Here is a 25,705-nt window from a genome sequence, read left to right on the forward strand (position 1 = left end):
GGAGAGGGAATGTTCGGCTATTACATGCTCATGGCGTTTCACAGCTTGAAACGCAACAAGGTGCTTACCGCATTGATGATACTGGCGATTGCCGTCGGCATCGGCGCGAGCATGACTACGCTTACCGTGATGCATATTCTCACCGGCGATCCGCTGCCGGGGCGCAGCGCGCATATTTTCTATCCGCAGGTCGATCCCATTGGCGACGACAAGGACAGTAACGAGCCGCCCGACGAGATGGATTACCACTCGGCATTCGACCTTTGGTCCGCGCATCGCGCCGATCGCCAGACGCTTATCGCCAATGCCGATATTCACGTGGTGGCATCGGACACGCATAGCCCAGCGCTAAAACTGCATCTGCTGGCCACGACCGCCGATTTCTTCTCGATGTTCGATGTTCCGTTTCAATACGGCCAAGCCTGGAGCGCGGCGGACGACGAATCGCGCGCCAGAGACGTGGTGATCTCCGACGATCTCAACAAAAAGCTGTTCGGCGGCGCAGACAGCGTCGGCCATATGCTGCGCGTTCGAGATAGCGCTCTGCGCATCATTGGCGTACTCAAGCCTTGGCGTCCCTCGCCGCTGTTTTATTCAGTGAGCGGTGGACGGTTCGCCGACGGCGATACGGCGGATTTCTATATGAGGCCCGAGGACATCATGATCCCGTTCTCGACTGGGCAAGACGTCGTCGGTAATCAATTCATGCCCTTTACGTGCTGGCACGCCTTTGACATCAAAGCGCAGAGCAATCAGCAAGAGTGGCCATGTGTATGGGTCGCGCTCTGGGTGCAATTGAATGACGACGCCAAAGTCGCCGCCTATCGTCGTTTCGTCACCGATTACGCCGCTCAGCAAATGTCGCTCGGCCGCTTCAACCATGCGGGAAATACCCGCATGAGAAATCTGATGGGATGGTTGGATTTCAATCATGTGGTGCCGAGCGACGTAAAGCTGGAAACGGGGCTGGCGATCGCCTTCCTCGTCATCTGCTTGTTCAACACCGTCGGACTGTTGCTCGCCAAGTTTCTGCATCGCGGCGGCGAAATCGGCGTGCGGCGAGCGCTCGGCGCCTCGCGTACCGCCGTGTTCGCGCAATGTCTGATGGAGGCGGCGGTTATCGGATTGCTGGGCGGTTTCGGCGGTTGGCTGCTCACCCTGTTGGGTTTGTGGATCGTGCGTCGACAACCGACGGCCTACGCGGATCTGGTGCATCTGGACCTTTCGATGTTTCTGCTCACCTTCGCGGCGGCTATCGCGGCAACGCTTTTTGCAGGATTGCTGCCTGCGTTCCGAGCCAGTCGTGTCGCGCCTGCGCTGCAGTTGAAAACGCTATGAGAGTGCCGACGATGGATATCGCGCCGATCCTTTCCGCACTTCGCCGCCATCGACTGGCGACTTTGCTTATCGCCATGGAAATCGCTTTGGCGTGCGCGGTGTTGTGCAACGCCTGCTTCCTTATCGCGACTCGCGTGCAGCAGATGCATCTGCAAAGCGGCGTAGACGAAGCCTCGCTCGGGCAGATCAAGCTCGATTGCATCGACTGCAACGAGGTCGATCTCAATGCGCGCATGTTGTCCGCGCTCGGCGGAATTCCCGGCGTGCAATCGGTAAGCGTCATCAACGAAGTGCCTTTTGGACAGCACGCCGCGACCGCTGGCATTGCGCTCGATCCCGCCGGGCGCAAGCGAGCTGGCGTCGTTGAGTTTTACGTCGGCGGACCGGGCAGCATCGAAGCTTTGGGTTTGAAACTGACGGAAGGTTCGATGCCGAAAGCGGAGGACTACCGCGCCGTGAACGGTTGGGTTCCGTCGGATGCGCAAGTGTGGGTGACGCGCGCGTTGGCGGACCATCTATGGCCTGGCGAAAATCCGCTTGGCCACGAATTCTGGACGGACACTTTTCACTTCCGCGTTGCTGGTGTCATCGCGCATCTCGCGCGGCCCAATGGCGGCCAGGGTGGTGTCGCGACGCGGGATTGGTCGGTCTTTGTGCCGGGCCTTCCAGGCAAAAGCTTTTCCGGCAATTACCTTATTCGCACCCAACCCGATCAGTTGCAACGCGTACTGCGCGATGCGCGCGTCGCCGCCGTCAAAGCGGCGCCGGAAGCCGTGCTCGATCAGCAGCAAAGTCGCTCGATCGGCGATCTGCGCAACGATTTTTTTCAGCAGGATGTCGCGATGACGCGCATTCTGCTGGGCGTGATTGCGGCCTTGTTGCTGGTCACCGCGCTCGGCATTGTCGGACTCGCCAGCTTCTGGGTCGCGCAACGACGCAAGCAGATCGGCGTGCGCCGTGCGCTGGGCGCAACACGGCACGACATTCTGCGTTACTTTCAGACGGAGAATTTCCTGATCGTCAGCATGGGCGTGGTGATCGGCATGGTGCTTGCGTATGGCCTGAATATCTGGCTGATGCTGTCCTATGAACTGCCCAGTCTGCCCGTGTATTACCTGCCTCTCGGCATGGTGGCGCTGTGGCTGCTTGGTCAGATGTCGGTGCTGGCGCCTGCAATGCGCGCGGCGGCGGTGCCTCCAGTTGTGGCTACGCGCACGGAATAAATCTTAGAGATAACTCAACCACCACCCGTCGTGGCGTCGCCGCACATCCGCAAACCATTTGCACAGCGGATAAAGCGACACCACGACAAATGCCCAAACCAGATAGACGACCGGCAAACCAAAATCCCAACCGGGCGGCGCGGTAAACGGAAAATGCGCGAGATCCGGGGACTGAAACATATTCGCCACCGTGCCATAGCGTATCCAGCACGCGAGAGTCGCGAGCGCATGAATCAAATAGAAGTGCACGATATAGAAAAACAATGGCACGCGCCCGATAGTATGCGCCGGGCGCAGCAAGGCGGGAACGCCGTGCTCGAACAAACGTAAAAGCAGCAGCGCCGGGCCAAGCGTCATCATCAGAAACAAAAGCGATGGCGGATATTTGTTGGTATTCACAAATGACATAAGCGTAAACACCGGCGACTTTTGTGCGCTCCATGGAAGCGGGTCGCCGTAGGCATTACTAAAACGCAACGCCACAAATCCAATCACCAGCGCCATGCCGACCCAAAACAGCAGCGAGCGCCTGGCGCGAACTTCCCATTCGTAGACCGAGCCCAATACGTAACCCATGGCCGTTACGCCAACCCACGGCACCAGTACATACGTCACAAAGACGAGGTGATCGCCAACGGTGAGCACCGGGCCAAGCTGATGCAGCAAACGCCACACAGGCGCCCATGCACCGAACTGCGTCGCATCGATATTATCCAGCGCGTTGTGTCCTGCGATCAGCACGATACCGAACGTCGCAATAAGCCATCGCGGCAACCAGATCAGCGCAGCCAGTACGATCATCGCCCAACCCAGCGCCCATAGCACGATCAGCAGCGTCATCTGATAATCGAAGTTGAATTGCAGTGCGAAGCGCATCACCACCGTATCGAGAAATAGCAGCCAAACACCGCGCGTCACCAGAAATCGGGCGAGCGCCGCTTTCGACATGCGCTTTAACGTCAACGATGCACTGGTTCCTGCGAGCAGAAAAAACACCGGCGCGCAGATATGCGTGATCCAACGCGTAAAGAACAACGCGGGAGTGGTCGTCGACAAGTCGGTCGGCTGCGACGTCAGGCTGCCGAAGAAATCGTGCGAATGATCCAGCGCCATGATGACGATAATGACGCCACGCAGCAGATCGATGGATTCGATGCGCGCCCGATGGGTCGAACCTTCCGCCATATCGTTTCTCCCGCTGCAGCGATGCGCAACAGAGATATCCCCTGTAAGTACCTAAAAATAATCGGGGAAAACCCGTGGCGCAAATACCACCCGGTCATTTCATCGTATGACCAATCGGAAGCATTGGCTCGGCGAAATTCGCGCCTTGAAGGGCGCTCAATTCGCCAAAGGTTCGGTCAACGTCGGCCGTTGCACGCTCAACGCTGTGCCGGCCGCTGCAACGATAATTGCCATAATCGCCAGCCATTGCAGCGAACTTAGCTGCTCGCCCAACAACATCACGCCGGCCAAGGCGGCCACGGCCGGTTCCAGGCTCAACAAGGTGCTGAACGTGCGAGCGGGCAGGCGAGTCATCGAAATCATTTCCAGCGAATACGGCAGCGCCGAGCTAAGCACCGCCACACCCAGCGCATACGGCAGCAACGTTGGCGACAGCAACGCGCTGCCGGCATGCGCGACACCGAATGGAATCGCCACCAACGCGCCAATCGACGTACCCAAGGTCACCGCATCCGCACCGTGGCTCGCCCCCGCTCTTTTCCCCGTCACGATATAAAGCGCCCAGCCCACGCCGGCCGCCAATGCATACGCGACACCCATCGGATCGAGCGCATGGATTTGTCCGCGTAACGGCAACAACAGCGCCAGGCCGACGATCACCAACGCAATCCACACGAAATCGAGGACGCGGCGCGAACTGAACATCGCCAGGGTGAGCGGCCCGGTAAATTCCAGCGCCACGGCGATACCCAGCGGAATCGTGCGCAACGACATGTAGAACACCAAGTTCATCGCGCCCATCGAAAGCCCGTAACCCCACAACGCGCGCCAATCGCGAGGGCTGCCGGATCGACGCCACGGGCGTCGCCATAGCAGCAAAATCAGCGCGCTCAGTCCCAAGCGATACGCCGTCGCCCCCTGCGCACCCACCAGCGGAAACAGATGCTTGGCCAGCGATGCGCCGCATTGGTACGACACCATGCTGATCAACAGCGCGCCGATGGCGAGTGCAAGCTGAGCAATGGACGAACGTGACGACATGGGTGCGTGCGTAACGGGATAAGTGTGTTCATCATGCCAGCAAGCAGCGATGAAACCCATGACGTAGGCCGTCTATTTGGCGGTATTACTGACAACGTATGGCAGTAATGATGGTAATCGATTTAAAAATAACCTCGGATAATCCGCTTTATATTCACGGTCGACCGGCCGCTGCTGCTGGCGCCTCCGTGGTCAATATCAATCCGGTGCGTTCCGCGGCCACCGCGACATAGTTCTCCATGCCACGCCACTCGGTCGCAACCAGAAACAGCGTTTTACCCGTCTCGCCACCCAGCATGCACGCAAAGCAGCCGCGATCCAGCGCGACGGTTTGCAGCACTTCACCGCCTTCACGCACGCGTACGCAGCGTTTGTTCGGCACATCGCCGTACCAAACGGCGTTTTCAGCATCGATGCAAATGCCGTCGGGATAACCGTTTTCCAACGCTGCCCAAATACGACGACGAGTGAGGCTTCCGTCTACGTCGATATCGAATGCCGTCAGTCGTTTTCCATGCGATTCGGCAATGATCAACGTCGCACCGTCCGCTGTAATCGCCATGCCGTTTGGAAACGCGATGTTGTCGGCCACCTGCCGTACGGCGCCTTCTGGCGTCACTACCGCAATCACGCCCGGGCCGCCGTTGACGTACGCGTAGCCACGTCGATCCACCACGATTTCGTTCCAGCCAAGATCGGAAACGACGCGCAAATCCGCATGCGTCGCGATCGTACCGTCCGTTTCTCGGCGCAGCAGCAAGCTGGCCGCGCCCGCTACGATCAGGAGACGTCCATCGGGCAGCCAATCGATGGAGCAGGGCAGCTCAAGCTGCGTGTCGATCACCACCTCGCTATTCCCCAACGGGTCCACGGTGACGATTTGTTGCGCGCCCCAATCGGCAAACCAGAGGCGTCCGTCATGCCATCGCGGTGACTCGCCCATCGCGATGCCGTTCATAAGTACTTGAACTTCAGGCTGAAGAAAGGGTTTCGCAGACATACGGTCAACCTCCACATCACGGTCAAATTTCGTGTGTATGCCCTATAGACGATTCACATGGGCGCAAACAGACATATCGTCTCGGCCATAGGCGGCTCGCGACGATCGTGTAAAACTCGCGGGTCTGTCGATAAACCGGAGCATGAACCGTGAAGCAGCCGACGGCCTTATTGAAAGCAGCTGATATCGAAGCCATGAGCCCCACGCGCTCCGTTCACACGCTGAATCCCAACGGCGTTCGACTTAAAAAGCCCGTCGGCGATATAACGGGCTTAACGCAGCTCGGCGCGCTGATCGTGACGTTGATGCCCGGTCACGAATCCTCCGAATATCATCGCCATCATTACGAAGAGGAATGCGTCTACATTCTCTCCGGGCATGGCGAAGCCGTGATCGACGATCAACGCTACAGCATCGAAGCGGGCGATTTTCTAGGCTTTGCGCGCAATGGGCCAGCGCATGTCGTTATCAATACAGGGAACGAGCCGCTCGTCACGCTCGTGGTCGGACAGCGGTTGGAACACGATGTCTGCGATTACCCGCATAAAGGCGTAAGACTTTTTATCGCGGGCGACAAAGAGGTTTATACAGACCTCTGATTTAAAGTGGTCCGTCGTTGATCCAGCCCGATCCTCTCTTGATGATCTATTTACTCACCGTCGAACACGGCGAGCCGCTCTTCCGCATCGCATGAAATTCGATGGAAAGACCGAGATCATCCTGCGTGGGCGCAAGGAGCGATTCACCAAACAGTCCGTGATAGGTCACCAGCCTGCGCTCATAACCACGCTCGACCCAGCGTTGCGCTCGCCCAAGATCGACCACGCCGAGACTCACGCCAAGAATGCGTGGACCGCCGCTGGTCATGACTTGCTTCGCCATGCCGTCACCGTCGGGTTGAAGCGCCAACAACGCCGTCGGGCCGACCGGTACGCAAAATCCTTTCGCGCCGACTTCAGGTAAGGTCACCGGCACCGCGTGACCGAAGCCCATCTTCTCCAGCTGCGCGCGATCCGCCTCGGCGTCGCCGGATACCAACCATATCGACGAGAGTTCGCGCGCACCGTTGGGATGCTCGCGCGTTACGCGATAGTCGTCGGCCTTTGTTGGATCGAACTGGTCGGGTGCGTAGTTGGCTGCGTAGTCGATAAAGAACGTATTACTCGATAAGGGTGCACGGTCGAACGCGAACAAACGCCAGCCCGGTTTCGCGCTATCGGGACCGGAGAAAAATGGCGTCACCGCATAGTGCAGCGCTTGCAACGAACGATGAATGGCATCCAGCGACGAGGAACGAAAACCGAAACTGCGCGAACCCGGTCCGCCTTTCAACACTTGCTGGTCTTCCTGCATGCCCGGATCGAACGTGGGGTTGGGCTGCGCGACGCCAAGCAGTTCCATAAAGCTGCTATCCGAAAACCGGATATAACGATTCGCCACGCCTGCAGGATCGTGCCCGGGTCGCACCTGAAAGCCCAGCTTGACCGACATGATCGACGTCACCTGATCGATGCTGCGTCCCCACAGCAAAATATGGTCGAGTCGCGTGATGGGCTCTGGCGTCGATGTCGAAGCCTGCGCCGCACCCGCACACAAAAACCATGCCGAAACCAACAAGATCAAGCGCATGCGATGCCTCACAGGAAATCCTTTCGTTGATGACGCGAGCGCGCCGCGGATGTCATGAAGCGCTCTTTTATGCGAGATCGAGCCAACACTCACAAGGACAATTTCCGGACAAAAACAGCCAACGCATTGCGATCAAACGCCTGCGCTTCGACGCAGCGATTGCGGCGACATGCCAAAGGCGCGCACAAACGCGCGACGCATACGGGTCGCATCGCCGAAACCTGTCGAAGCCGCAATATGATCGAAGTGGTTATGGCTTGTCTCGACCGCAACGCGCGCAGCCTCCAATCGCAAGCCTTCCACGACCTTCGCGGGTGTCGCACCGATTTCCGCCACAAACGCGCGCGAAAAATGACGCGGGCTCATCGCGGCGCGTTCGGCCAATCGCTCCACCGTCATCGGTTCGGCGATGCGTTCGCGCATCCAGCCGATCAAGTCGACGAAGCGACCGGTCTTGCCGCCCTGATCGACGAGTGCGGAGTATTGCGTCTGTCCACCGTGTCGTCGCTGATGCACGACCAGCTGCTGCGCCGTGCGTCGTGCGATGCCGGGACCCAGATCGTCTTCGACCAGCGCCAGCGCAAGATCGATGCCGGCGGAAATGCCCGCCGACGTCCAGACGTTGCCATCGCGGACGAACATCCGGTCGGCATCGAGCCGCACGTTCGGATAAAGCGTTTGGAAACGCTCGGCCGCAGCCCAGTGAGTGGTCGCGCGACGTCCATCGAGCAACCCGGCCTGCGCTAAGAAAAACGCGCCGGAACAAACGCCCGCCGCGCGCCGCCACGCGTCGTCGCCGAGCCAGGACACGATATCGACCTGGCCCTCTTCAACCTGCGCCAGATTACCGCCCGACACGATCACCGTATCGACATGTCGCGGTTCAATCGGCGCGGCAGCCAGGCACACGCCCGATGAGCTGCGCACCACGCCGCCGCCCGGCGCCAGCACGTGAATCGCGTAACTACCCGGCCGGAAACGCTCCGCCATCTCGAAGACGGCCACCGGGCCGGCGGCATCCAGCAGCTGAAATCCCGGAAAAACGACGATGGCGATTTCGCGTCGCATGATGGCAATCGCATGACCGGATGCAGTAACGGGAAAGTGGCGTAACTGTCGGGTGGGCGTCAAGTTACGGGCGGATGAGCTAATGCCATATCGACTTGTCTGTCGTTGTCGGCTAAATGTCCGCGTTCCTCATCATTGAAATAGAAACACAGTGTCTGCATTTCGACGTTTCCAGCCATAACGCCTTACGGCCGCGCTAAAGCGTAAACTGAAATAATTCGAACCCACATTCGAGACGCAATGAACGAGCAGACCACTCCGACACCGCACGCCATTTCCGTTCGTGGCGTCAACAAGACCTACAAGGGCGGCTTCCAGGCATTGAAGTCGATCGATCTCGATATAAAGCACGACGAGATCTTCGCGCTGCTGGGCCCGAACGGTGCGGGCAAGACCACGTTGATCAGCATCATCTGCGGTATCGTCACGCCAACCGGCGGCACGGTCACCGCCGACGGCTACGACGTGTTGCGGGATTATCGAATCACGCGCTCGAAAATCGGTTTGGTGCCGCAGGAGCTGTCGACCGATGCGTTCGAAACGGTATGGGCGTCGGTCAGGTTCAGCCGCGGCTTGTACGGTCGTCCGCGCAACGACAAGCACATCGAAAAGGTGTTGCGCGATTTGTCGCTGTGGGAGAAGAAAGACTCGAAGATCATGACCTTGTCCGGCGGCATGAAACGTCGCGTGCTGATCGCCAAGGCGCTCGCTCACGAACCCAGCATCCTGTTTCTGGATGAGCCTACCGCCGGCGTAGATGTGGAGCTTCGCCACGACATGTGGAACATGGTGCGCGGCCTTCGCGAAACCGGCGTCACGGTGATTCTCACCACGCACTACATCGAAGAAGCGGAAGAAATGGCCGACCGCGTCGGCGTCATCACGCGCGGCGAATTGATCCTGGTGGAAGAGAAGCGCGCGTTGATGCGCAAGCTCGGCAAGAAGCAACTGATGATCATGCTTCAATCACCCATGCAAGCCATACCCGACGCGTTGAATGCGTACGCGCTGGAACTTTCCGGCGACGGTTCCACGTTGACGTACACCTTCGACGCCCAAAGCGAGGACACCGGTATTACGGTGCTATTGCGCAAGCTGGACGAGTTAGGCGTCGGCTTCAAGGACCTGCATACCTTGGAAAGTTCGCTCGAAGATATTTTCGTCAGTCTGGTACGGGGTGCACCATGAATATTCCCGCGATTCGCGCCATTTATCGTTTCGAGATGGCCCGCACCTTCCGCACGCTGACGCAGAGCATCGTCTCGCCCGTATTGTCGACATCGTTGTATTTCATCGTATTCGGCACGGCGATCGGTTCGCGCATGGGGCATATCGGCGGCACGAGTTACGGCGCCTTTATCATTCCCGGCTTGATCATGCTGTCGATTCTCAACGAGAGCATCTCCAACGCGTCGTTCGGCATTTACCTGCCGAAGTGGTCCGGCACCATTTACGAGCTGCTTTCCGCGCCGGTGTCACCACTCGAAGCGGTGCTGGGTTATGTCGGCGCCGCGTCGACCAAATCGGTGATGCTTGGTCTTCTGATCTTGCTTACCGCGCGTTTCTTCGTGCCATACAGCGTCTTGCATCCCGTATGGATGATCGTCTTTTTGTTGCTGACTGCCGTCACCTTCTGTTCGTTCGGTTTCATCATCGGTTTGTGGGCCGACGACTTCCAGAAACTGCAGGTGATCCCGCTGATGATCGTGACGCCGCTGACGTTTCTCGGTGGTGCGTTCTATTCCATCGGCATGCTACCGCCGTTTTGGCAGAAGGTCGCGTTGTTCAACCCAGTGGTATATCTGATCAGCGGTTTTCGATGGAGTTTCTACGGTCAGTCCGATGTCAACGTCGTATTGAGCGTGAGCATGACGGCGGCGTTTCTGTTGCTTTGCGCCTTGGCCATTGGGTGGATATTCCGGACCGGCTACAAGCTGCGCTCGTAGGCCTCACGCAGGTGAATAAGTTGCACGCTACACCAGCAAGCCGGGGTGTGGATTGATACCGAATGGCGCGGCTTCTCCCAATCGCAATGCGGAAGCGACGAATGCCCAGAGCGCTTCGGGCGGAGGCGCATCTGCGGGCGGCGATCCATCGGCTTGCTGGCGTCCCACAGCGCCAGTTCTAACGTACTTGCCGATAACCGTCGCGGTACCGCCTTTGGCGTGATCGGCGCCAGGTAGCGTACGGCTGAATTCGCCCGTCAGCAGCGTGACGACATTGCGGCCTGGGATCGCCATGACGCGACTGAGAAACGTTGCAAGCATGGGGGTAATGGGCGCCATGATCTCGCGCGCTATTTTTCCAATATCGTCGCGGTGCGTATCGAACTGCCGATCCTGGCGGCCGGTGTAGGCCGGCTGTGCGTAAATCACGCTCGCGCCTTCATGCACGAGCGCTTCCACTGCAGCGAATGTCGAGCGTTGATCGTCGATCGCGCGGTTGGCGCCAAAAGCGCCGTAGGCTTCGCGGATATCGTTGAATTGCGCGATCGATAGCGTGCGACGCGCGTCGTCGAGTTTTCCGATTCGTTCGACGCCGATACCTTGTTCGACAGGTGGATTTGCGGAGACACCCACCGGAAAGCCCAAGTTGTTGACGACGGCACAGGGAATCGCGCTGTGCGGCATCGCCGCAGCGCAGCGCAGCAGCTGGCTGCGCGAACCCGATTGCAATACCGCCACGCGCGAATCGTTGTGCGAATAAAGGCCATGCCGAAAATGCACCGACGCCATATGGCTCCGAGCCACGGCGGGCAACGCCCCCAGTGAACCGGCGTCCACATAAAGCCCGTTGCCTAAGCCGCGCACGTTGTCTCGTGTTACGCCGAATGCGCCATTGGCTAGAAAAGCATCCGCGCTATTGAACAAGCCGGCGGGGCCGCCGTTTAACCACCACACGACCAGAGTAGGGCGTTCAGAACGAGGACCTGCCTTCGCCAGTAGATTCCAGTCGCCGAGGGCCAGTGCGCCGGTCAAGGCAGCACTCGCTTTGAGAAAGCTGCGTCGTGTCATCGTGGTTGAGTCCATGTTGGCGTGCCTCATTCATGTGGCGACCGTCGATCGCATCTCGCGAGTCGCCGCGTTGTTGCTTCTGCGCCAGATTCAGACGTAGCCTAGGTCGTCCGTCTTTCGATAGGTCGCCATCTTGTGTCGCATTTCAGACATCAGCCTGTGCGGGTGGCAGCATGGCCGATCACGGCGCTTGCCAAGGATTACCCGCGCGGATGGCATGTGCCCAAACATCGGCATCGTCGTGGTCAGCTGATCTACGCCAAAGCAGGCGTGATGCAGGTGACGACGCGCGAAGGTATCTGGATCGTTCCTCCGCAGCGCGCGTTGTGGATCCCGCTGGGCATGGAGCACGAAATTCAAATGGAAGGGCAAGTGGCTGTGCGCATGCTGTATCTGGATCGGTCCAACAGCGCGTTGTTCGGTTCGCACTGCAAGGTGCTGTCGGTTTCTGCGCTATTGCGCGAACTGATCCTGGCGGCCGTGCAGGCGCATGCAGATAAACGTCGGAAGCGCATGGTTGTCCTCGCGCATTTGTTGTTGCATGAACTGCAAGAAGCCAAAGAAGAGGCTTTGCACATACCGGTGCCGTCAGATCCGCGACTCAAAACCGTTTGCCAACGCTTGCTGGCTGGAACCTCACGCGTCGAGTCTCTGGAACAGTTGGCGACGCACGTTGGCGCAAGCAGCCGAACCTTAGCGCGGCTGTTCGAGAGCGAATTGCAGATGTCGTTTGTGCGCTGGCGTCAGCATGTCCGATTGGCCCGCGCGTTGAGCCAGATAAGCCAAGGCCGCGCCATCAAAGCTGTGGCGCGCGACGCTGGCTATGCAAGTTGCAGCGCTTTCAGCAGCATGTTTCGTCGCGTGCTGGGCATTACCCCTACCCACTATATGACTCAGGCGACGGAGCCCTCGGCAGCGTCTTCGAGTCCGATGTAACGTAAGGTTCGCAGGAAAATCCCCAACAAGACGCGCTTTGCGGCCGCGTTCAACGTTCGAGATCTCCCATGTCGATAGATCGTCGTGATTTTCTAAAGCTTGGCGGATGCGCAGCGCTTGCCGGCGGCGCCCCGTCCTGGTTACGCACAGCAATCGGAGCGCCTGCGACACCGCTAGCGAGCAAGCCTGACTACAGCATACGTATCGCGCGAAGCCTGATCGAACTTGCACCCGATCACATCGTCTCCACCACGACATACAACGGCGAGTTTCCCGGCCCACTGATTCGCCTCAAAGAGGGCCAGCCGGTGGTGATCGACGTGCACAACGACACCGACGCGCCAGAGCAATTGCATTGGCACGGCCAGTCGGTTCCAGTGGATGTGGACGGCGCAGCTGAAGAAGGCACGCCTTTCATTCCCGCGCGCGGTATGCGTCGGCTTTCCTTTGTGCCGGGGCCTGCGGGATTTCGTTTTTATCATTCGCATCGTGTGGCGGGCAGCGATCTTTCTGTCGGTCAATACAGCGGTCAAGTCGGGCCGGTCTATATCGAACCTCGCCACGAACCAGGCAATTACGACCGCGAAGTGTTTCTCACGTTGAAGGAATTCGATCCGTTCTTCAGCAAGGGCGGCGATATGGCGATGGACTTTCTGCGCCCAAGCGAACGCGAACCTTCGTTGCAACAACGCGGCGAATCGGCGATGAAGGCGTCGCTGGCGAGCGGCCAGGCCAAGGGCTATGAAGTGGGTTATCAAGCCTTCGCGATCAACGGACGCATGCTCGGGTCGGGCGAACCCATTCGCGTCAAATCAGGCGAACGTGTGTTGCTGCACGTACTCAACGGCAGCGCGACCGAGATCCGCAGTCTTGCGTTACCGGGACACTCATTCAAAGTGATCGCGCTGGACGGCAATCCCGTGCCACATCCGACCGAGGTTCCGGTGTTGTGGATCGGCACCGCCGAGCGCATCAGCGCTATCGTCAAGATGACGCATCCCGGCACGTGGATACTCGGCGATCTGGACGACGACGATCGCGGTCGCGGCATGGGCATCGTGGTGGAATACGCCGGCCATCGTGGTAAGCCGCAGTGGATCAAGCCCGCGCCGTTCGGCTGGGATTACCGGCGTTTTGCGCTGCCGAACGCGAAAGCGGCGAAACCGGACCAGATCATCGAAATGACGTTCGCCAAACAGAATGCCGCGGACAACGGATTCAATCGTTGGACCATCAACGACGCGGCCTTCGATATGAAAACCATGCAGCCGAAATTGCAGCTGCAGTATGGCAAGCGCTATCGGCTGCGCATGCACAACGCCAGCGACGATATTCATCCGATGCACCTGCATCGACATGCCTTTGAGATCGCAAGCATCGCCGGACAGCAGACTGGTGGCGTCATCAAGGATGTTGCGATGCTGGGCGGCTACCAATCAATGGAGCTCGATTTCACCGCCGATCAACGCGGGCTTTCGTTGTTCCACTGCCATATGCAATTGCACATGGATTTTGGCTTTATGGCATTGTTTGAATGCGCATGAACGAATCATTCGGCCTAAGCCAAACGGCTTAGATGCGCTTACGATCCTATGCTGACACCTCTACTCGACCTCACCGCCTGAATCGACATGGACATTCGAACGCTGCACGTTAACGATCTTGAGCTCATTTGCCGACATCGCGAAGAAATGTTTCGCGACGCGGACGGAAAGGACGATGTGCTGCTGCCAATGACGGCGCATTTCCGCAAATGGCTGCACCCGCGTTTGCTGGATGAATCGTATTTTGGCTTCGTGATGGTGGACGATGGCGCACCGATTGCGGGCATCGGATTGATGCTGATCGATTGGCCGCCGCACCCCATGCATCCGATACACGAAAAGCGCGGCTACGTGTTGAATGTATTCGTCGAGCCCGACTATCGGGGTCGCGGCTTGGCGCGCGAGCTGATGAAGCTGGCGGATGCGGAATTCGTGCGGCGCGGGGTCAGTTATGCCGTGCTCCACGCGACAGCGAAGGGGAAGCCGCTCTATCAAGGCTTGGGCTGGAGCGGCACCACCGAGATGGCGAAATCGCTGGAACTGTCGGCAGTACAAGTTTGTAGTGATGCCAGCCAGCCCAGGCCGAAATAGTTCGCAGGGCAAATGCGGGATCGTGTCGATTTACCCGTAGGTCGTTCGTTGCATAGACGAGGCGTGCGCGGTTGAGGCGTGCGACAACATGAGTCCGACGGGGCGGGTAGCCGTGGTGGCAGCCTTATCGGGGAACTTCACTTTGATATGGAAGACTTGGCATGAACAACCTTATTCGAACCGTTCTCAAGCCGGTTGCCGTGGGCACATTCGCCCTTGCGCTCGGCATGCATGGCGCGCTATCGCATGCCGCCGACGCCTCCGCGCCGCCGGCTGGCGAGTATCACATCGATAAATCACACGCGAGTCTGCTGCTGCGCGTTAGCCATATGGGATTCTCGACGTACACCACGCGCTTCAGCCAATTCGACGCCACGCTGACCTTCAATCCCAGCAACATCACCGCGTCCAAGCTCGAAGCGACCATCGAATCGGACTCGCTGCAAATGGATGCGGCGCCGAAGATGTGCACGGATATCGTGAAAGGGCCGCAGCTGCTGGATACCGCCAAGTATCCGAAGATCGTTTTCCGCTCGGAAAAAATTCGCATGACCGGCGCAAAGACATTTGAAATCGTCGGTACGCTCGATCTGCACGGTGTTTCGCACCCCGTCACGCTCACCGGTTCGTATAACGGTGGGTATCCGGGCATCGCCAATATGGACCCGAACGCGCGCATCGGATTTTCCGCGCATGGCGCGTTCAAGCGCTCGGACTTCGGCATGGCGTTCGGCGTGCCCAAGCCCGGCACCACGATGGGCGTGGGCGACAAGATCGATGTGACGATCGAGGCCGAATTTATCGGGCCGGCGCTGGCCAACGCGGCGGGCTCGTCGCACTAACGTTCGATCCAACGCAAACATGATGGTTCGTCAAGGCCTTATCGCGCGCAACGCGCGGTGGGGCCTCAAAACCTATTGAGCACCTGCGAGCGCCGCTTTCCGTGAAGTAGCCGGAACGATCCGCGCAGTCATCGCCGCCGCGCGTGAAACCCCTTATTTGCCGCTTTTATGCATGCCGGCAAGGCGTCACTTTGTCTCAACGCCGCTACGAGCTGACAAAACGTGGCGTTTTCACAAGACAGTTCCCAAACCGCCGCGTGTCGCTTTCGAACCGTGCATTTTTTGTGATGAGAATCATCAATTCACATTTGCGGTTTCACGGGGCGCTAACCGATCTTACACACGCCGTTGATCCCAAAAAAAGAAGGCGGCATTCCTTTCATTTTTTTAGACGCAATAGCGTTACAGGGGTTTCAACATGCAGTGCCTAAACCGTACTCAGGCGTCCGGCCTGAAGAATCGTCGCAACTTTTTTATAGCCGCCGCCGCCCTGGCTCTCGCCTCCGTGGCCGCGCCGGCTTCCGCAACCAACTGGTGGACCGCCACGCCGACCGTGTCGATCGGCACCACCGTGCTCAATGTGAAGAACTTCGGCGCCATGGGGAATGGCGTGACGGACGACACCGCCGCCTTCCAGGCCGCCGTCAACGCGCTGCCGTCCACCGGTGGCACGATCGTGGTGCCCACTGGCAATTACATGATCAATGCGCTCACGGGCATCAACCTGCGCTCGCACACGCGCCTGTCGCTGTGGGGCACCGCTTATCTCAAGGCCATTCCGAACAACGCCACGCGCTATTGGATCGTCAAAGCGTGGAACGTCAACAACGTGGAAATCGTCGGCGGCAATTACGTTGGCGAGCGCACGCAGCATCAAGGCACCACCGGTGAGTGGGGCTACCTCATCAATATCGAAGGTTCGAGCAACGTTTACGTGCACGACACCTCGCTGTCGAACTCCTGGGGCGACGGCATTCTGGTCGGTGGCACCGGTTGGGGTCGCACGGTTGTCGTGTCGACGAACGTCACGCTCAACCGCGTCAAGTCCACCAACAATCGTCGCCAGGGTCTGACGATTGCGCCGTCCAACCAGGTATATGTGGTCAATAGCAGCTTCACCAATTCCAACGGCACCTTGCCGCAGTCCGGTATCGATATCGAGCCGCAGACGCAGGGCGTGACGCAGAACGTGCGTTTGGAAAACACCACGGTGTCCGGCAACGTTGGCAACGGTCTGGAAGTGCACGACTACGTGTCGGGCCTGACGCTTAGCGGCTTTACCGCCCTGAACAACCAAGGCTTTGGCGCTTACGTCAACGGTGCGAACGGTGTGGTCATCACCAAGAGCAACCTCAGCCAAAACTACCTGTTCGGTGTGGATATCGCCGGCTACACCAACAACGTCCAGCTGACCAGCAACACCATCGAGTGGAATGGCGACACCTGGTTCTACGCACACAGCCAGTCGATCTTCTCGGCCGGTTGGGCGCTGCGCGACATCACCATCGCCAGCACGGCGACCAACGTGACGCAGACCAGCAACCTCATCTCGCCGATGAAGTAATCGAAACAAAGCAATCGATCGCGCGAAGGCTCCCCAAACGGGGAGCTTTCGCGTTTCAAGGGGTGGCGGCGGAAGGGCGCTTCGATTTAATGGCGAATAATCGCAATCGCGATTTCCACCACGATCAATACGATAATCGCCAACTCCAGCAGCTCCGCGCGCTTACCGGACGCTTCCTCGTACAGCGCGGCGTACGTGTCCCGAATAATCGCCAATTTGCGGTCCACCGCGGCGCTGACGTGGCGTACGCGAAACAGGTCCAATGCCGACGCATACACGCGGGCGAGATAAACGTCCTCGGTGACTTGCAACGCGTTATCCACCTTTTCGGTAATTTCCGTTACTTCCGCCACCAGCATATAAAGCTTGCGCGCCAGATCCGCAAAGTGGCGGCCGGCCATCGGATTGCCCGCGTGGTGAACGGCTTCCACCATGTCGTACATGCGCGGCAATTCCGCGTCGAGCAATTCGTCATAGAAGCGCATTTCCAGCAGCTGCGCGTTGGCCACTTCCAGAATATCCACCACGTCCGAATCGCCGCGCGGTTCGTAGATAAACGCGCGATCCCACGTCAGTACCACCAAATCGTCGACGTAATAGGAAAAGCGCTGCTGCAATAAATCCTTGCGTGCTTGTTCCGACAACGCGCGTTGTTCGCCGGAAAGCAGAGGCACCAGGTCGATGCGTTCGTGCATAGTGTTGACGGGTATCGCTTCACCGAAGGCTTGCACGATGCCCAACAGATAATCCTCGTGCAGCGACGCAGGACTGGGCTTGATCAAAGCCGGCGACAGCGCGTTGCGCACCTGATCCAGAAACTGCGTCCACACCGGGCTGTCCGCGCCTGGACCCAGTTGCGCATCCACAGCGTTGACCAATTGCGAAAACGTCGCCCATTCGCACGACGTCACCGGAACCTGTACCGAAAACGCCGCGGCCCCGAAGTCGTACAGCCGGACCGTGACATTCGCGCGGTAAGACTGGCCTAAGAGCGACAACTCCAACGGATCGAGCGTCAGCAACACCGGTGGAACGCCGAACGCCACCGCCTTCGGCGGCGTGCTGGTCAGCTTGCTGCGCACGCTGGCCGAACGCTTCTGCCTGTCCCACAGCGCTTCCACGCTGGGCAGATCGATCGCGTCGGCGATATCGATCATATGCATCGCAATCACAACAGCCGACTGAACAGTAGGTTGCCCGTAAGGCATAAAGGGAGCGCCGATGCGGATAAGGTCATCAATACACCCAAAGCGGCCTTGGTGTCGCGGGGTGGCCGACAAATCGAATGGGTGCGCCAAAATCGCTTTCGCGACCCATAATGAAGGATTTATGTTGCACGCGACATCAACGAAGACGGCGTAACGCGCTTATCCACGCATCGCCGCGGGCTTTCCTTCAATGAAAATCCATGCGCTGATCGCGCTCAGCAGCGCCATGCCCGAAGAAATCAGCATCACCCATCGAAAGCCCAATACAAACGAGTTGCTCACTGCATGCTTGATGGCGGACACCGTGGCATCCGGGTAGCCGCTGGGAATCACAATGCCGGCGAGCTTCGCGCGTTGCGCGACAACGGCGGAAACCAAGGCAGCTGGCGCATGCAGTTGGCGAAGCCCGCTATCCAACGTGGCGTTGAAAACGAGCGCCAGCACAAACCCGAACAGCGCAATCGCCAGCAGGGCCGCCGCGCGCGACACCGCGTTATTGATGCCCGATGCTGTGCCTGTCAATTCGCCGCGCACGGCATTCATCACCGTTGTGGTCAGTGGAGCGACGGTAACGCTCATGCCTAACCCAAGCACGCAAATGGCGGGAAAGAACGCAGTCCAATACGTGCTTTCGCTGGAGGGCAGGGCGAACATGGCAAATCCGGCGGCAGCAATCGTCGGCCCGACCACCAGCGGTAGCTTCGATCCAAATCGATCCACCAAACTTCCCGTCCAGCGCGACAGCAAAAACATAATCGCAATAAACGGCAGCAACGCAGCGCCCGCCGCGGTCGCGCCATAACCCTGCACCTGGATCAGGTTAAGCGGCAAAAAGAACAGACTGCCGCCTAGCGCTGCGTAAAGCAGCAACGTCAATATATTTGCGCCAGCAAAGTTGCGTTCGTGAAAAAGGTTCAAAGGCATCATCGGCGATGCTGCGCGCATCTCGACACGAACAAATAGCAACAACGCTAACACGCCGATCATCGCCGACATCCAAATCGGCGCCGCCGACCAGCCGCGCGCTGGCGCTTCGATAAAAGCAAACACCAAACCAGCCAAACCGATCGTCACCAAACTCGCGCCCAGCACATCGACAGGGCCGGCATTCGCGTTTCCTTTGCTCTCCGGCACTTTTGCCGCGCAGATCGCCAGCAGCACGACGCCCACGGGCGCGTTGATCAGAAACGCCCACGTCCAGGAATAATGCTCCACCAGAAATCCGCCGAGCACCGGTCCAAACGCCGCGGTGATGCCGCTGAATGCGGACCACGTTCCAATCGCGGCGCCGCGTTCCAATTGCGGAAACGTCGCACTGATCAAGGCCAAACTACCGGGCACCAGCAACGCCGCGCCGATGCCTTGAATCGCGCGTGCGGAAATAAGCATCTCCACCGTGGACGACAACGAGCAACCGATCGATGCCAAGGTAAATAATCCCGCACCGATCATAAAAATGCGCTTGCGCCCGAAGCGATCCCCCAGGGCGCCGCCTACCAACAGCAGCGATGCAAGAAACAGCGCATAAGACTCCATCACCCATTGCACGTCCGACGACGTAGCGCCTAGCTCGCGCTGGATGGTCGGTAGCGTCACATTGACCACGGTGCCATCGATAAACGAAAGACTGGACCCCAGAATCGCGGCCACCAGCGTCCAGCGTCGCGAAGCCGCAGCGCAAGGCCGTGCGGCGGCCCCGTGAAAGATGACGCTTTCATCGCAAGGCGGTTTTCCAATCTGGCTCATAAGAATCACCGGCGTTGGAATCCGACGGAGCTTACTCCTCGGTGACGGCATGCGAGTAACGAGATTGAGAACTTAATGGTCCAGACTCATGTGCCGCGAAATCTGTATTTTCACGTTCGATCAAAGATCGCCTAGCAAGTAGGCGTATTCTTGCCAGGCCAATGCATGGCAGGTTTGACCGACCAAGGTGCGGGAGATACGTATGCTGATTCCGATTTTAAATGTTCGGGATATCGCAGAAGCTATCCGGTTCTACACCGGCATATTGGATTTCCAAGTCGCGTTCGCATGGCCGGTTGAAAGCGCCATTTACGCCGGATTGAATCGTGGCACGGACGAATTGCACCTCGCGCTTGCACCGCCGGACCGTCGCTACGGTCATGGTTCGGCGATGGTGCTCTGCGATGACGTGGATGCACTTTTCAAGTCCTTTAGAGCGAGAGGTCTTGCGGTACCGTCGCGCCCCGAATCGCCTGTACACGAAGCGCCACTGGATCAAACCTGGGGCACCCGTGAGGTCTATATCGACGATCCGAGCGGCAATACGATTGTCTTTCAACAACGTGGATAGTTCCGAGGCAATTCGTAGGCTGGGATGACGATCCCAGCTGCCTTGTTCCAAGGAGGCGCCATGTCGATCGAATCGTGCATCCCCGTCATTCCCAGCGCCGATCTCGAAAAAAGCCTGCGCTTCTGGGTCGACGGACTTGGGCTATCGATGGATACGGCCATGCGGCGGGATGGACGCCTAGTCGGTTGCATGGTCCATAACGAGCACTTGTATTTTTGGCTCAACCAACGAGCCGGTTCCGCAACCAAGCCCGAGAATTACGAAGGCGTTCGACTGTATTGGACGCCGAGCGACCTCGTTGCGCTTAGAGATCGCCTCTCCGGATTGGGATTTTCAGTATCGGACATCAGCGCGCGCGATTACGGTCAAAAAGAATTCTTTGTGACAGACGATGACGGTCACTCTCATTGCTTCGGCGCGCCGATCAAGACCTGAAGCGCGTATATCATCAGAACCAGTCTCATCGTCTTGACCTGCATCGCTTCCCCCATCACGATCTGCGTAGGGCATTGACCGAATCAGGGGCGGTCATGAAAGGGATATTCGCGGGGCGTCGCGTCAGCGCGCCAATGGTTCGTCCACGCCGGCGCAAGCCGAATAGTCAGCGTTGCGCAAGCTTCCAGGTCGCACGCACGTACTTCCATGTCACGTCTGCCATGCCGCTTCCGTGTGAGGCGAACGGGCGTGTGTGCCGCAAGAACATCAATGCTTGTCTTCAATCATGCACGGTGTAGTCATCAAACAGGGGAATCTGATGTTTAGCAAAGGATGTTTAAGATTGGTTGCGTTATGTGGCTGCGTAATGCTGGCCGGTTGCGCCACCTCGCGCAGTGAGATCAAGTTGCACAGCCCAGAAGTCGTCGCACCGACAACGACGGCAACGTCCGCACAACGTGTGGTGGTGATCGGCAAGATCACCGACGAGCGCGTTTTTGAGGACTCGCCGACCGAACCCAGTACACCCTCGTTAGGTTTCGGCGGTGCAGACAAGGCGACCGGTGACGTCAAAGCGCGTGCAGTCGGCCGCAAACGCAACACCTACGGCAAGGCGTTGGGCGATGTGTTGTTGCAGCAGGGCGATACCGTCGAAAGCGTTATTCGCAAAAATCTTGCTGCTGCGTTCCAGCAGGCGGGCTACCAGGTCAAAGACGCAGCCGATGCGGGTTCCTCCGCGCTGGTAGTGGATGTCCATATCAAAAAGTTTTGGGCATGGTTCGATCCAGGTTTCTGGGCCATCACACTCAACGACAACATCGTGACGGATCTCGTCGTCAATGGCGCCCCCGCGCCCGTCGTGATCAGCACGCATGTCGAAGACAAGCGGCAAGTCGCTACGGAAGATGCGTGGATCCAGATTGTCGACAAAGGATTGGATGCCTACCGCGCGGAAGTCGCAAGTCGGATGCAAGGCAGCGACGGCGCCAAGCTCGCCGCAGCAACGCCAAGCGCGCCGTCTGCGCCCGCGCCCGTTAAAGCCGCACCGACGCCTGTAGCCGATCCCACTCCTGCAACGGTGCCGAGCGAACAGCCCGTCGCCCCCGCTACAGTCACTCCCGACGCCACGAGCGCGGCAGCTGATGCGCCGGCGGCTCAGGCAACGGCTCCAACCACGCTTGCGAGTTCCGCCGATACGTCGACAGCACAAGAAGTTGCAACGCAGATCGGCTGTGGCTCGGTTCAAGCGAACGGCGATTCCACGTTCGTCGCGCCGTGCGGTACCTACAGTGTCATGATCGGTTGCAACGGCGGCGAATGCCGACCGATGCACACGGTTAACGTCAAGAAGGACGAGTAACAACGTTGCCGCCTGAATAGCTCAACGTTTCATGAAAATCGAGTCGGGTTCACGTGCCGGCAAAGCGCCGACGAGTGAACCCGACTTTTTTTGTATCTATCCTGTAACCAACATTGAGCTTCATGCGAATGGACTTACTGAGCGAAGCCTTCACCACAGCGAAGTAAGAGACATGGCTGCAACAGATTTACTCCGTAAGTACAGTATCTCCCCGCTTCCCGTCCCTCATGCCTGGTATGCGCTGCCGATACGCGCGATGGTGGGTTACGGATTCATGGAGCACGGTTTTGCCAAGCTCAGTCGCGGGCCGGAAGCATTCATCGGCATTCTTCACGCGATGGGAATGCCCCTTGCCGAGCTTTTGGGATGGGCGACAATCGCGATCGAAGTGCTCGGCGGCCTCATGATTCTGCTCGGCGCGTTAGTGCCTATCGCCACGATACCTATGATCGTCGTGCTGTTGGTCGCGACGTTTACGGTGCATCTGCCTTATGGATTCAGTTCCATCAAGTTGATGTCTTACGACGCGTCGGGCGCGCACTTTGGTCAGCCTGGTTACGAAACGGACTTGTTGTATATGGCGGGACTGCTTGCGCTGTGCATGGGCGGCGCCGGTCCGTTCTCATTGGATGGATGGCTTAACGCGAAGCGAAACAACTCTCGGTGATCCAATAACGCCGAAACGATAGCGCGCGCATCAATCGCGACGGACACGATTTCGCCATTGTCAAAGTCTCCAGCCTCTCGGCGTAGTCGTATGAATGGAACATCGTGGCCTACGATCGTCATCGTGGGGTCGGCTATGCCAGCAATCTGCCGATCAATGGCGTCACAGAACGGCGTGATGATCACTTTCGCAAAACGGATCGACCGTCTCCCCTTAAAGCTCATCAATCCTCCTTTTTCATCACGGGGGCTTCAATTTGGGTGCGCCAAAATCAAGCTGACGCTGCCACTCTTTCTGTAGCTAGCCAGGATCCGCGCGATGCCCATGGTGCACGTGCGGGCCTTATCAACCAGGACAGTACGCGTACGGTGTACTTCCGATTCGTGGGGATTGAACGATGCGCGTGGCATATCTGACCCCCGTCGAAAAGCACGTCCTCTCGCAGTTCGCTCTGCAATCAAAAGAAAGCGCGCCCGATCATCGACTGCGCTTTTCGCAGCTCAGCGTCGTATCGGAAGGAGAAGTGCAATCCGTTGCGAATGTGCTGATCGGCCTTATCGAGAAGGGACTCCTGCAAAGCGATGAATCGAATGTCTTCGGGCTCACCTCAAAAGGGATGGAAGTCATGAGTTACTCGTTGATGGAACATGCAGCGAGTCATTCGTTGTAAATGCCTGGATACGGAATGGCGATTCCATCGCGACGCCGGTTTGATCGGTTCACGTTGATGCACGGAGAACATTTCTTTCCGTCATTCGGCCCGCGTCGCGCAAGTCGCGCCTATATCGGTCTGTTCGCGCAACAAAGCGTATGAAGAAACCTCTGCCAACGCCAAGGCAGCGCGCCCCTCTACTTACGGAACGACGCCGACTCAAAATGGCTCGCTCCGCGCATGCTTACGTACGAGGCAATACATGCCGTTTCTACGAATGGTTGAAACGCTGCGATGCGATGCTTCCACAAGGTCCCATGATCTGGATTTGCGGCGATTGCCATGTCAGCAACATCGGGCCGGTGGCCGATGCGGATGGCAATGTGGAAGTTCAAATTCGAGATCTGGATCAGGCGGTGATGGGCAACCCGGCCAATGATCTGGTCCGTCTTGGTCTTTCGCTCGCGATGGCCGCGCGTGGTTCGGATTTGCCGGGCGTGATCACCGCCAAGATGATGGAAGAATTGATTGAAGGCTACGCGCAGGCGCTGACAGGCAAGCAGGGCGATCAAAAATCTGCGCGCAAGCGACCGGACTCGATCCGAGTAGTCGTGCGTCGCGCCGCGCGCCGCAGGTGGAAACATCTGGCGGCGGAGCGCATCGAGGGCATTGAGCCCAATATTCCTTTGTCAAAAAAATACTGGCCGATTTCCAGCGCTGAGCGACGCGAACTCGCTGCGCTGATGGCGACAGAAGAAGTCCGGGCGCTCGCCACCTCGTTGAGCCATCGTGACGACAAAGACGAAGTGACGATGCTGGATGCCGCCTATTGGGTCAAAGGTTGCAGCTCGCTAGGGTTGCTTCGCTACGCCGTTCTGCTGCGCGTCGGCAAATCCAAGGATATCGACAGCAGCCTTTGCTTGATCGACATCAAGGAAGCCGCGAAGTCCGTCGCGCCGAAAACCCAACGCACCGCCGGACCGAGAAACAATGCGCATCGCATTGTCGAAGGCGCGCGTCACCTGGCGCCGCATCTCGGCGAGCGCATGCTGGCGGCTCGCATACAGGGCAAGTCGGTGTTCTTGCGCGAACTTCTTCCGCAAGACTTGAAAGTCGATATCGACCACCTCAACCAAAGCGAAGCCATGGAAGTGGCCGGCTATTTGGGGAATATCGTCGGTCGCGCGCATGGCGCGCAAATGAATGCCGACGAACGCAAGCGGTGGCTGGGTGAGCTTCGACGCAACCGGCCCAAGAACATCGATACGCCGTCATGGTTGTGGCGCAGCGTTGTGCAATTGGTGCAAGAGCATGAAGGCGGCTATTTGGAGCATTGCCGCCTGTTCGCAAACGAGTCGGCGTAGAGATTGCGCTCGGCTTGGCGAGGTTCTCAAATATAACCAAGAAGCAGCAAGATAATCAGAATAAGAAGAATCAGTCCCAGACCGCCCGAAGGATAATATCCCCAGCCACGGCTATAGGGCCAAGCCGGCAAAGCGCCCAGTACGATAACCAATAAAACAATGAGGAGTATGAGTGACATCGCTTAGGCTCCTTGACTGGGTTGGATGTACCAACAGGTACGCGCAATTGGGCTGCAAAAACTCAAATCCCGATGTAAAGGCCAATGCATTCGAAATGCGATAGCCATGAGATGGCGCGCATCCACTGCTGACAGGGTCGTTGCGTCGCGCCGATTTAGCGGCGCCAAAACAGCTTGCTACGGAAGCCGTGATGATGACGAGCGGGATCAGTGATGCTCACGTGGTTATCTGTCGATGCGCAACCTAAATGCATGCGCTTTCGACTCTGCGATCACATACGCCATACACGATAATTGCGATTTGCATTGCAGTATCCAACTACACTTACTTGCAAATGCGCCATCAACCGTCGGATTGCAATTCCGGCGCCGCATGCACTTTCGGCTGACACGCAGCATGGCCGCATGCGCACGGTTCTTCGGTAGCGGGAAGCTGAGCGGCCTTCCTGCAATGCTCACTGCAAAACTCGCCGTCTCCCTTGCTTAGCATGCATTGGCAACCAGGATGACCGCAGTGGTAGCTGACTTCGGACATGGAACGTTCTCCC

The 25,705-nt window shown here is 58.3% G+C and carries 26 protein-coding genes; 17 read left to right on the plus strand and 9 right to left on the minus strand.

What is annotated here, in order from left to right; all coding sequences use genetic code 11:
* The first annotated feature begins 9 nt into the window (after positions 1–9).
* Positions 10–1,338 (plus strand): ABC transporter permease, encoded by a 1,329-nt coding sequence (locus tag L0U79_RS02775; protein WP_233840366.1) that lies wholly within the window; start codon positions 10–12, stop codon positions 1,336–1,338.
* Positions 1,339–1,349: 11 nt separating this feature from the next.
* Positions 1,350–2,561, plus strand: coding sequence for an FtsX-like permease family protein (locus L0U79_RS02780; protein ID WP_233843817.1), 1,212 nt, complete (start codon positions 1,350–1,352; stop codon positions 2,559–2,561).
* 3 nt (positions 2,562–2,564) lie between these two features.
* Here L0U79_RS02780 and L0U79_RS02785 read toward each other — a convergent pair whose 3' ends face one another.
* The 3 genes from L0U79_RS02785 to L0U79_RS02795 all read right to left on the minus strand — a co-directional run bounded on the left by L0U79_RS02785 (position 2,565) and on the right by L0U79_RS02795 (position 5,787).
* Positions 2,565–3,746: a heparan-alpha-glucosaminide N-acetyltransferase domain-containing protein gene (locus L0U79_RS02785; RefSeq protein ID WP_233840367.1), complete on the minus strand. Its 1,182-nt coding sequence runs from the start codon at positions 3,744–3,746 to the stop codon at positions 2,565–2,567.
* Between the two features lie 156 nt (positions 3,747–3,902).
* Complete coding sequence (rhtA, locus tag L0U79_RS02790) at positions 3,903–4,787, minus strand: threonine/homoserine exporter RhtA (RefSeq protein WP_233840368.1); 885 nt, start codon at positions 4,785–4,787, stop codon at positions 3,903–3,905.
* A gap of 154 nt (positions 4,788–4,941) precedes the next feature.
* The gene (locus L0U79_RS02795; RefSeq protein ID WP_233840369.1) at positions 4,942–5,787 is read right to left on the minus strand and encodes an SMP-30/gluconolactonase/LRE family protein; all 846 of its coding nucleotides are present in this window, start codon (positions 5,785–5,787) and stop codon (positions 4,942–4,944) included.
* Between the two features lie 149 nt (positions 5,788–5,936).
* Between L0U79_RS02795 and L0U79_RS02800 the strand changes: the two genes are divergently transcribed.
* Positions 5,937–6,386: a cupin domain-containing protein gene (locus L0U79_RS02800; RefSeq protein ID WP_233840370.1), complete on the plus strand. Its 450-nt coding sequence runs from the start codon at positions 5,937–5,939 to the stop codon at positions 6,384–6,386.
* 46 nt (positions 6,387–6,432) lie between these two features.
* Here L0U79_RS02800 and L0U79_RS02805 read toward each other — a convergent pair whose 3' ends face one another.
* Positions 6,433–7,416 carry a VOC family protein gene (locus L0U79_RS02805; RefSeq protein WP_233840371.1) on the minus strand — a complete coding sequence of 328 codons (984 nt, stop codon included), beginning with the start codon at positions 7,414–7,416 and terminating at the stop codon, positions 6,433–6,435.
* Between the two features lie 132 nt (positions 7,417–7,548).
* The gene (locus L0U79_RS02810; RefSeq protein WP_233840372.1) at positions 7,549–8,484 is read right to left on the minus strand and encodes a GlxA family transcriptional regulator; all 936 of its coding nucleotides are present in this window, start codon (positions 8,482–8,484) and stop codon (positions 7,549–7,551) included.
* A 240-nt stretch (positions 8,485–8,724) separates the two neighbouring features.
* Here L0U79_RS02810 and L0U79_RS02815 point away from each other — a divergent pair, with 240 nt between their 5' ends.
* Positions 8,725–9,672: an ABC transporter ATP-binding protein gene (locus L0U79_RS02815; RefSeq protein ID WP_233840373.1), complete on the plus strand. Its 948-nt coding sequence runs from the start codon at positions 8,725–8,727 to the stop codon at positions 9,670–9,672.
* Positions 9,669–10,430 (plus strand): ABC transporter permease, encoded by a 762-nt coding sequence (locus L0U79_RS02820; RefSeq protein WP_233840374.1) that lies wholly within the window; start codon positions 9,669–9,671, stop codon positions 10,428–10,430. Before L0U79_RS02815 ends, L0U79_RS02820 begins: the two co-directional genes overlap by 4 nt.
* 27 nt (positions 10,431–10,457) lie before the next feature.
* Here the strand turns inward: L0U79_RS02820 and L0U79_RS02825 are convergent, their stop codons facing one another.
* Positions 10,458–11,498 carry a twin-arginine translocation signal domain-containing protein gene (locus L0U79_RS02825; RefSeq protein WP_233840375.1) on the minus strand — a complete coding sequence of 347 codons (1,041 nt, stop codon included), beginning with the start codon at positions 11,496–11,498 and terminating at the stop codon, positions 10,458–10,460.
* Positions 11,499–11,663: 165 nt separating this feature from the next.
* On the opposite strand from L0U79_RS02825, the gene L0U79_RS19280 reads away from it, so the two are divergent.
* The 5 genes from L0U79_RS19280 to L0U79_RS02850 all read left to right on the plus strand — a co-directional run bounded on the left by L0U79_RS19280 (position 11,664) and on the right by L0U79_RS02850 (position 16,975).
* Positions 11,664–12,434, plus strand: coding sequence for a helix-turn-helix transcriptional regulator (locus L0U79_RS19280; protein ID WP_233840376.1), 771 nt, complete (start codon positions 11,664–11,666; stop codon positions 12,432–12,434).
* 68 nt (positions 12,435–12,502) lie between these two features.
* Positions 12,503–13,978: a multicopper oxidase domain-containing protein gene (locus tag L0U79_RS02835; protein ID WP_233840377.1), complete on the plus strand. Its 1,476-nt coding sequence runs from the start codon at positions 12,503–12,505 to the stop codon at positions 13,976–13,978.
* 87 nt (positions 13,979–14,065) lie between these two features.
* A complete protein-coding gene (locus L0U79_RS02840) occupies positions 14,066–14,569 on the plus strand; it encodes a GNAT family N-acetyltransferase (RefSeq protein WP_233840378.1) in 504 nt (167 codons plus the stop codon).
* A 161-nt stretch (positions 14,570–14,730) separates the two neighbouring features.
* Positions 14,731–15,411 (plus strand): YceI family protein, encoded by a 681-nt coding sequence (locus L0U79_RS02845; protein WP_233840379.1) that lies wholly within the window; start codon positions 14,731–14,733, stop codon positions 15,409–15,411.
* 418 nt (positions 15,412–15,829) lie between these two features.
* Positions 15,830–16,975 carry a right-handed parallel beta-helix repeat-containing protein gene (locus L0U79_RS02850; RefSeq protein ID WP_233840380.1) on the plus strand — a complete coding sequence of 382 codons (1,146 nt, stop codon included), beginning with the start codon at positions 15,830–15,832 and terminating at the stop codon, positions 16,973–16,975.
* 86 nt (positions 16,976–17,061) lie between these two features.
* Here L0U79_RS02850 and L0U79_RS02855 read toward each other — a convergent pair whose 3' ends face one another.
* A complete protein-coding gene (locus tag L0U79_RS02855; RefSeq protein WP_233840381.1) occupies positions 17,062–18,132 on the minus strand; it encodes a hypothetical protein in 1,071 nt (356 codons plus the stop codon).
* Between the two features lie 210 nt (positions 18,133–18,342).
* Positions 18,343–19,929, minus strand: a complete 1,587-nt coding sequence (locus L0U79_RS02860; protein ID WP_233840382.1) for an MFS transporter — start codon at positions 19,927–19,929, stop codon at positions 18,343–18,345.
* 202 nt (positions 19,930–20,131) lie between these two features.
* Between L0U79_RS02860 and L0U79_RS02865 the strand changes: the two genes are divergently transcribed.
* The 7 genes from L0U79_RS02865 (at position 20,132) to L0U79_RS02895 (ending at position 24,978) form a co-directional block, all read left to right on the plus strand.
* Positions 20,132–20,500 carry a VOC family protein gene (locus tag L0U79_RS02865; RefSeq protein WP_233840383.1) on the plus strand — a complete coding sequence of 123 codons (369 nt, stop codon included), beginning with the start codon at positions 20,132–20,134 and terminating at the stop codon, positions 20,498–20,500.
* Between the two features lie 60 nt (positions 20,501–20,560).
* Positions 20,561–20,935: a VOC family protein gene (locus L0U79_RS02870; protein WP_233840384.1), complete on the plus strand. Its 375-nt coding sequence runs from the start codon at positions 20,561–20,563 to the stop codon at positions 20,933–20,935.
* 367 nt (positions 20,936–21,302) lie between these two features.
* Positions 21,303–22,295 (plus strand): hypothetical protein, encoded by a 993-nt coding sequence (locus L0U79_RS02875; RefSeq protein WP_233840385.1) that lies wholly within the window; start codon positions 21,303–21,305, stop codon positions 22,293–22,295.
* 31 nt (positions 22,296–22,326) lie between these two features.
* Positions 22,327–22,962 carry a DoxX family protein gene (locus L0U79_RS02880; protein ID WP_233840386.1) on the plus strand — a complete coding sequence of 212 codons (636 nt, stop codon included), beginning with the start codon at positions 22,327–22,329 and terminating at the stop codon, positions 22,960–22,962.
* Between the two features lie 104 nt (positions 22,963–23,066).
* A complete protein-coding gene (locus L0U79_RS02885; protein ID WP_233840387.1) occupies positions 23,067–23,378 on the plus strand; it encodes a hypothetical protein in 312 nt (103 codons plus the stop codon).
* Positions 23,366–23,632, plus strand: a complete 267-nt coding sequence (locus L0U79_RS02890; protein ID WP_233840388.1) for a hypothetical protein — start codon at positions 23,366–23,368, stop codon at positions 23,630–23,632. Before L0U79_RS02885 ends, L0U79_RS02890 begins: the two co-directional genes overlap by 13 nt.
* Before the next feature lie 140 nt (positions 23,633–23,772).
* Positions 23,773–24,978 carry a DUF2252 family protein gene (locus L0U79_RS02895; protein ID WP_255682356.1) on the plus strand — a complete coding sequence of 402 codons (1,206 nt, stop codon included), beginning with the start codon at positions 23,773–23,775 and terminating at the stop codon, positions 24,976–24,978.
* A gap of 26 nt (positions 24,979–25,004) precedes the next feature.
* Here the strand turns inward: L0U79_RS02895 and L0U79_RS02900 are convergent, their stop codons facing one another.
* A complete protein-coding gene (locus L0U79_RS02900; RefSeq protein ID WP_233840390.1) occupies positions 25,005–25,157 on the minus strand; it encodes a DUF3309 family protein in 153 nt (50 codons plus the stop codon).
* Between the last annotated feature and the right edge of the window lie 548 nt (positions 25,158–25,705).

The sequence above is a fragment of the Dyella sp. 2HG41-7 genome (assembly GCF_021390675.1).
GTDB lineage: Bacteria > Pseudomonadota > Gammaproteobacteria > Xanthomonadales > Rhodanobacteraceae > Dyella_B.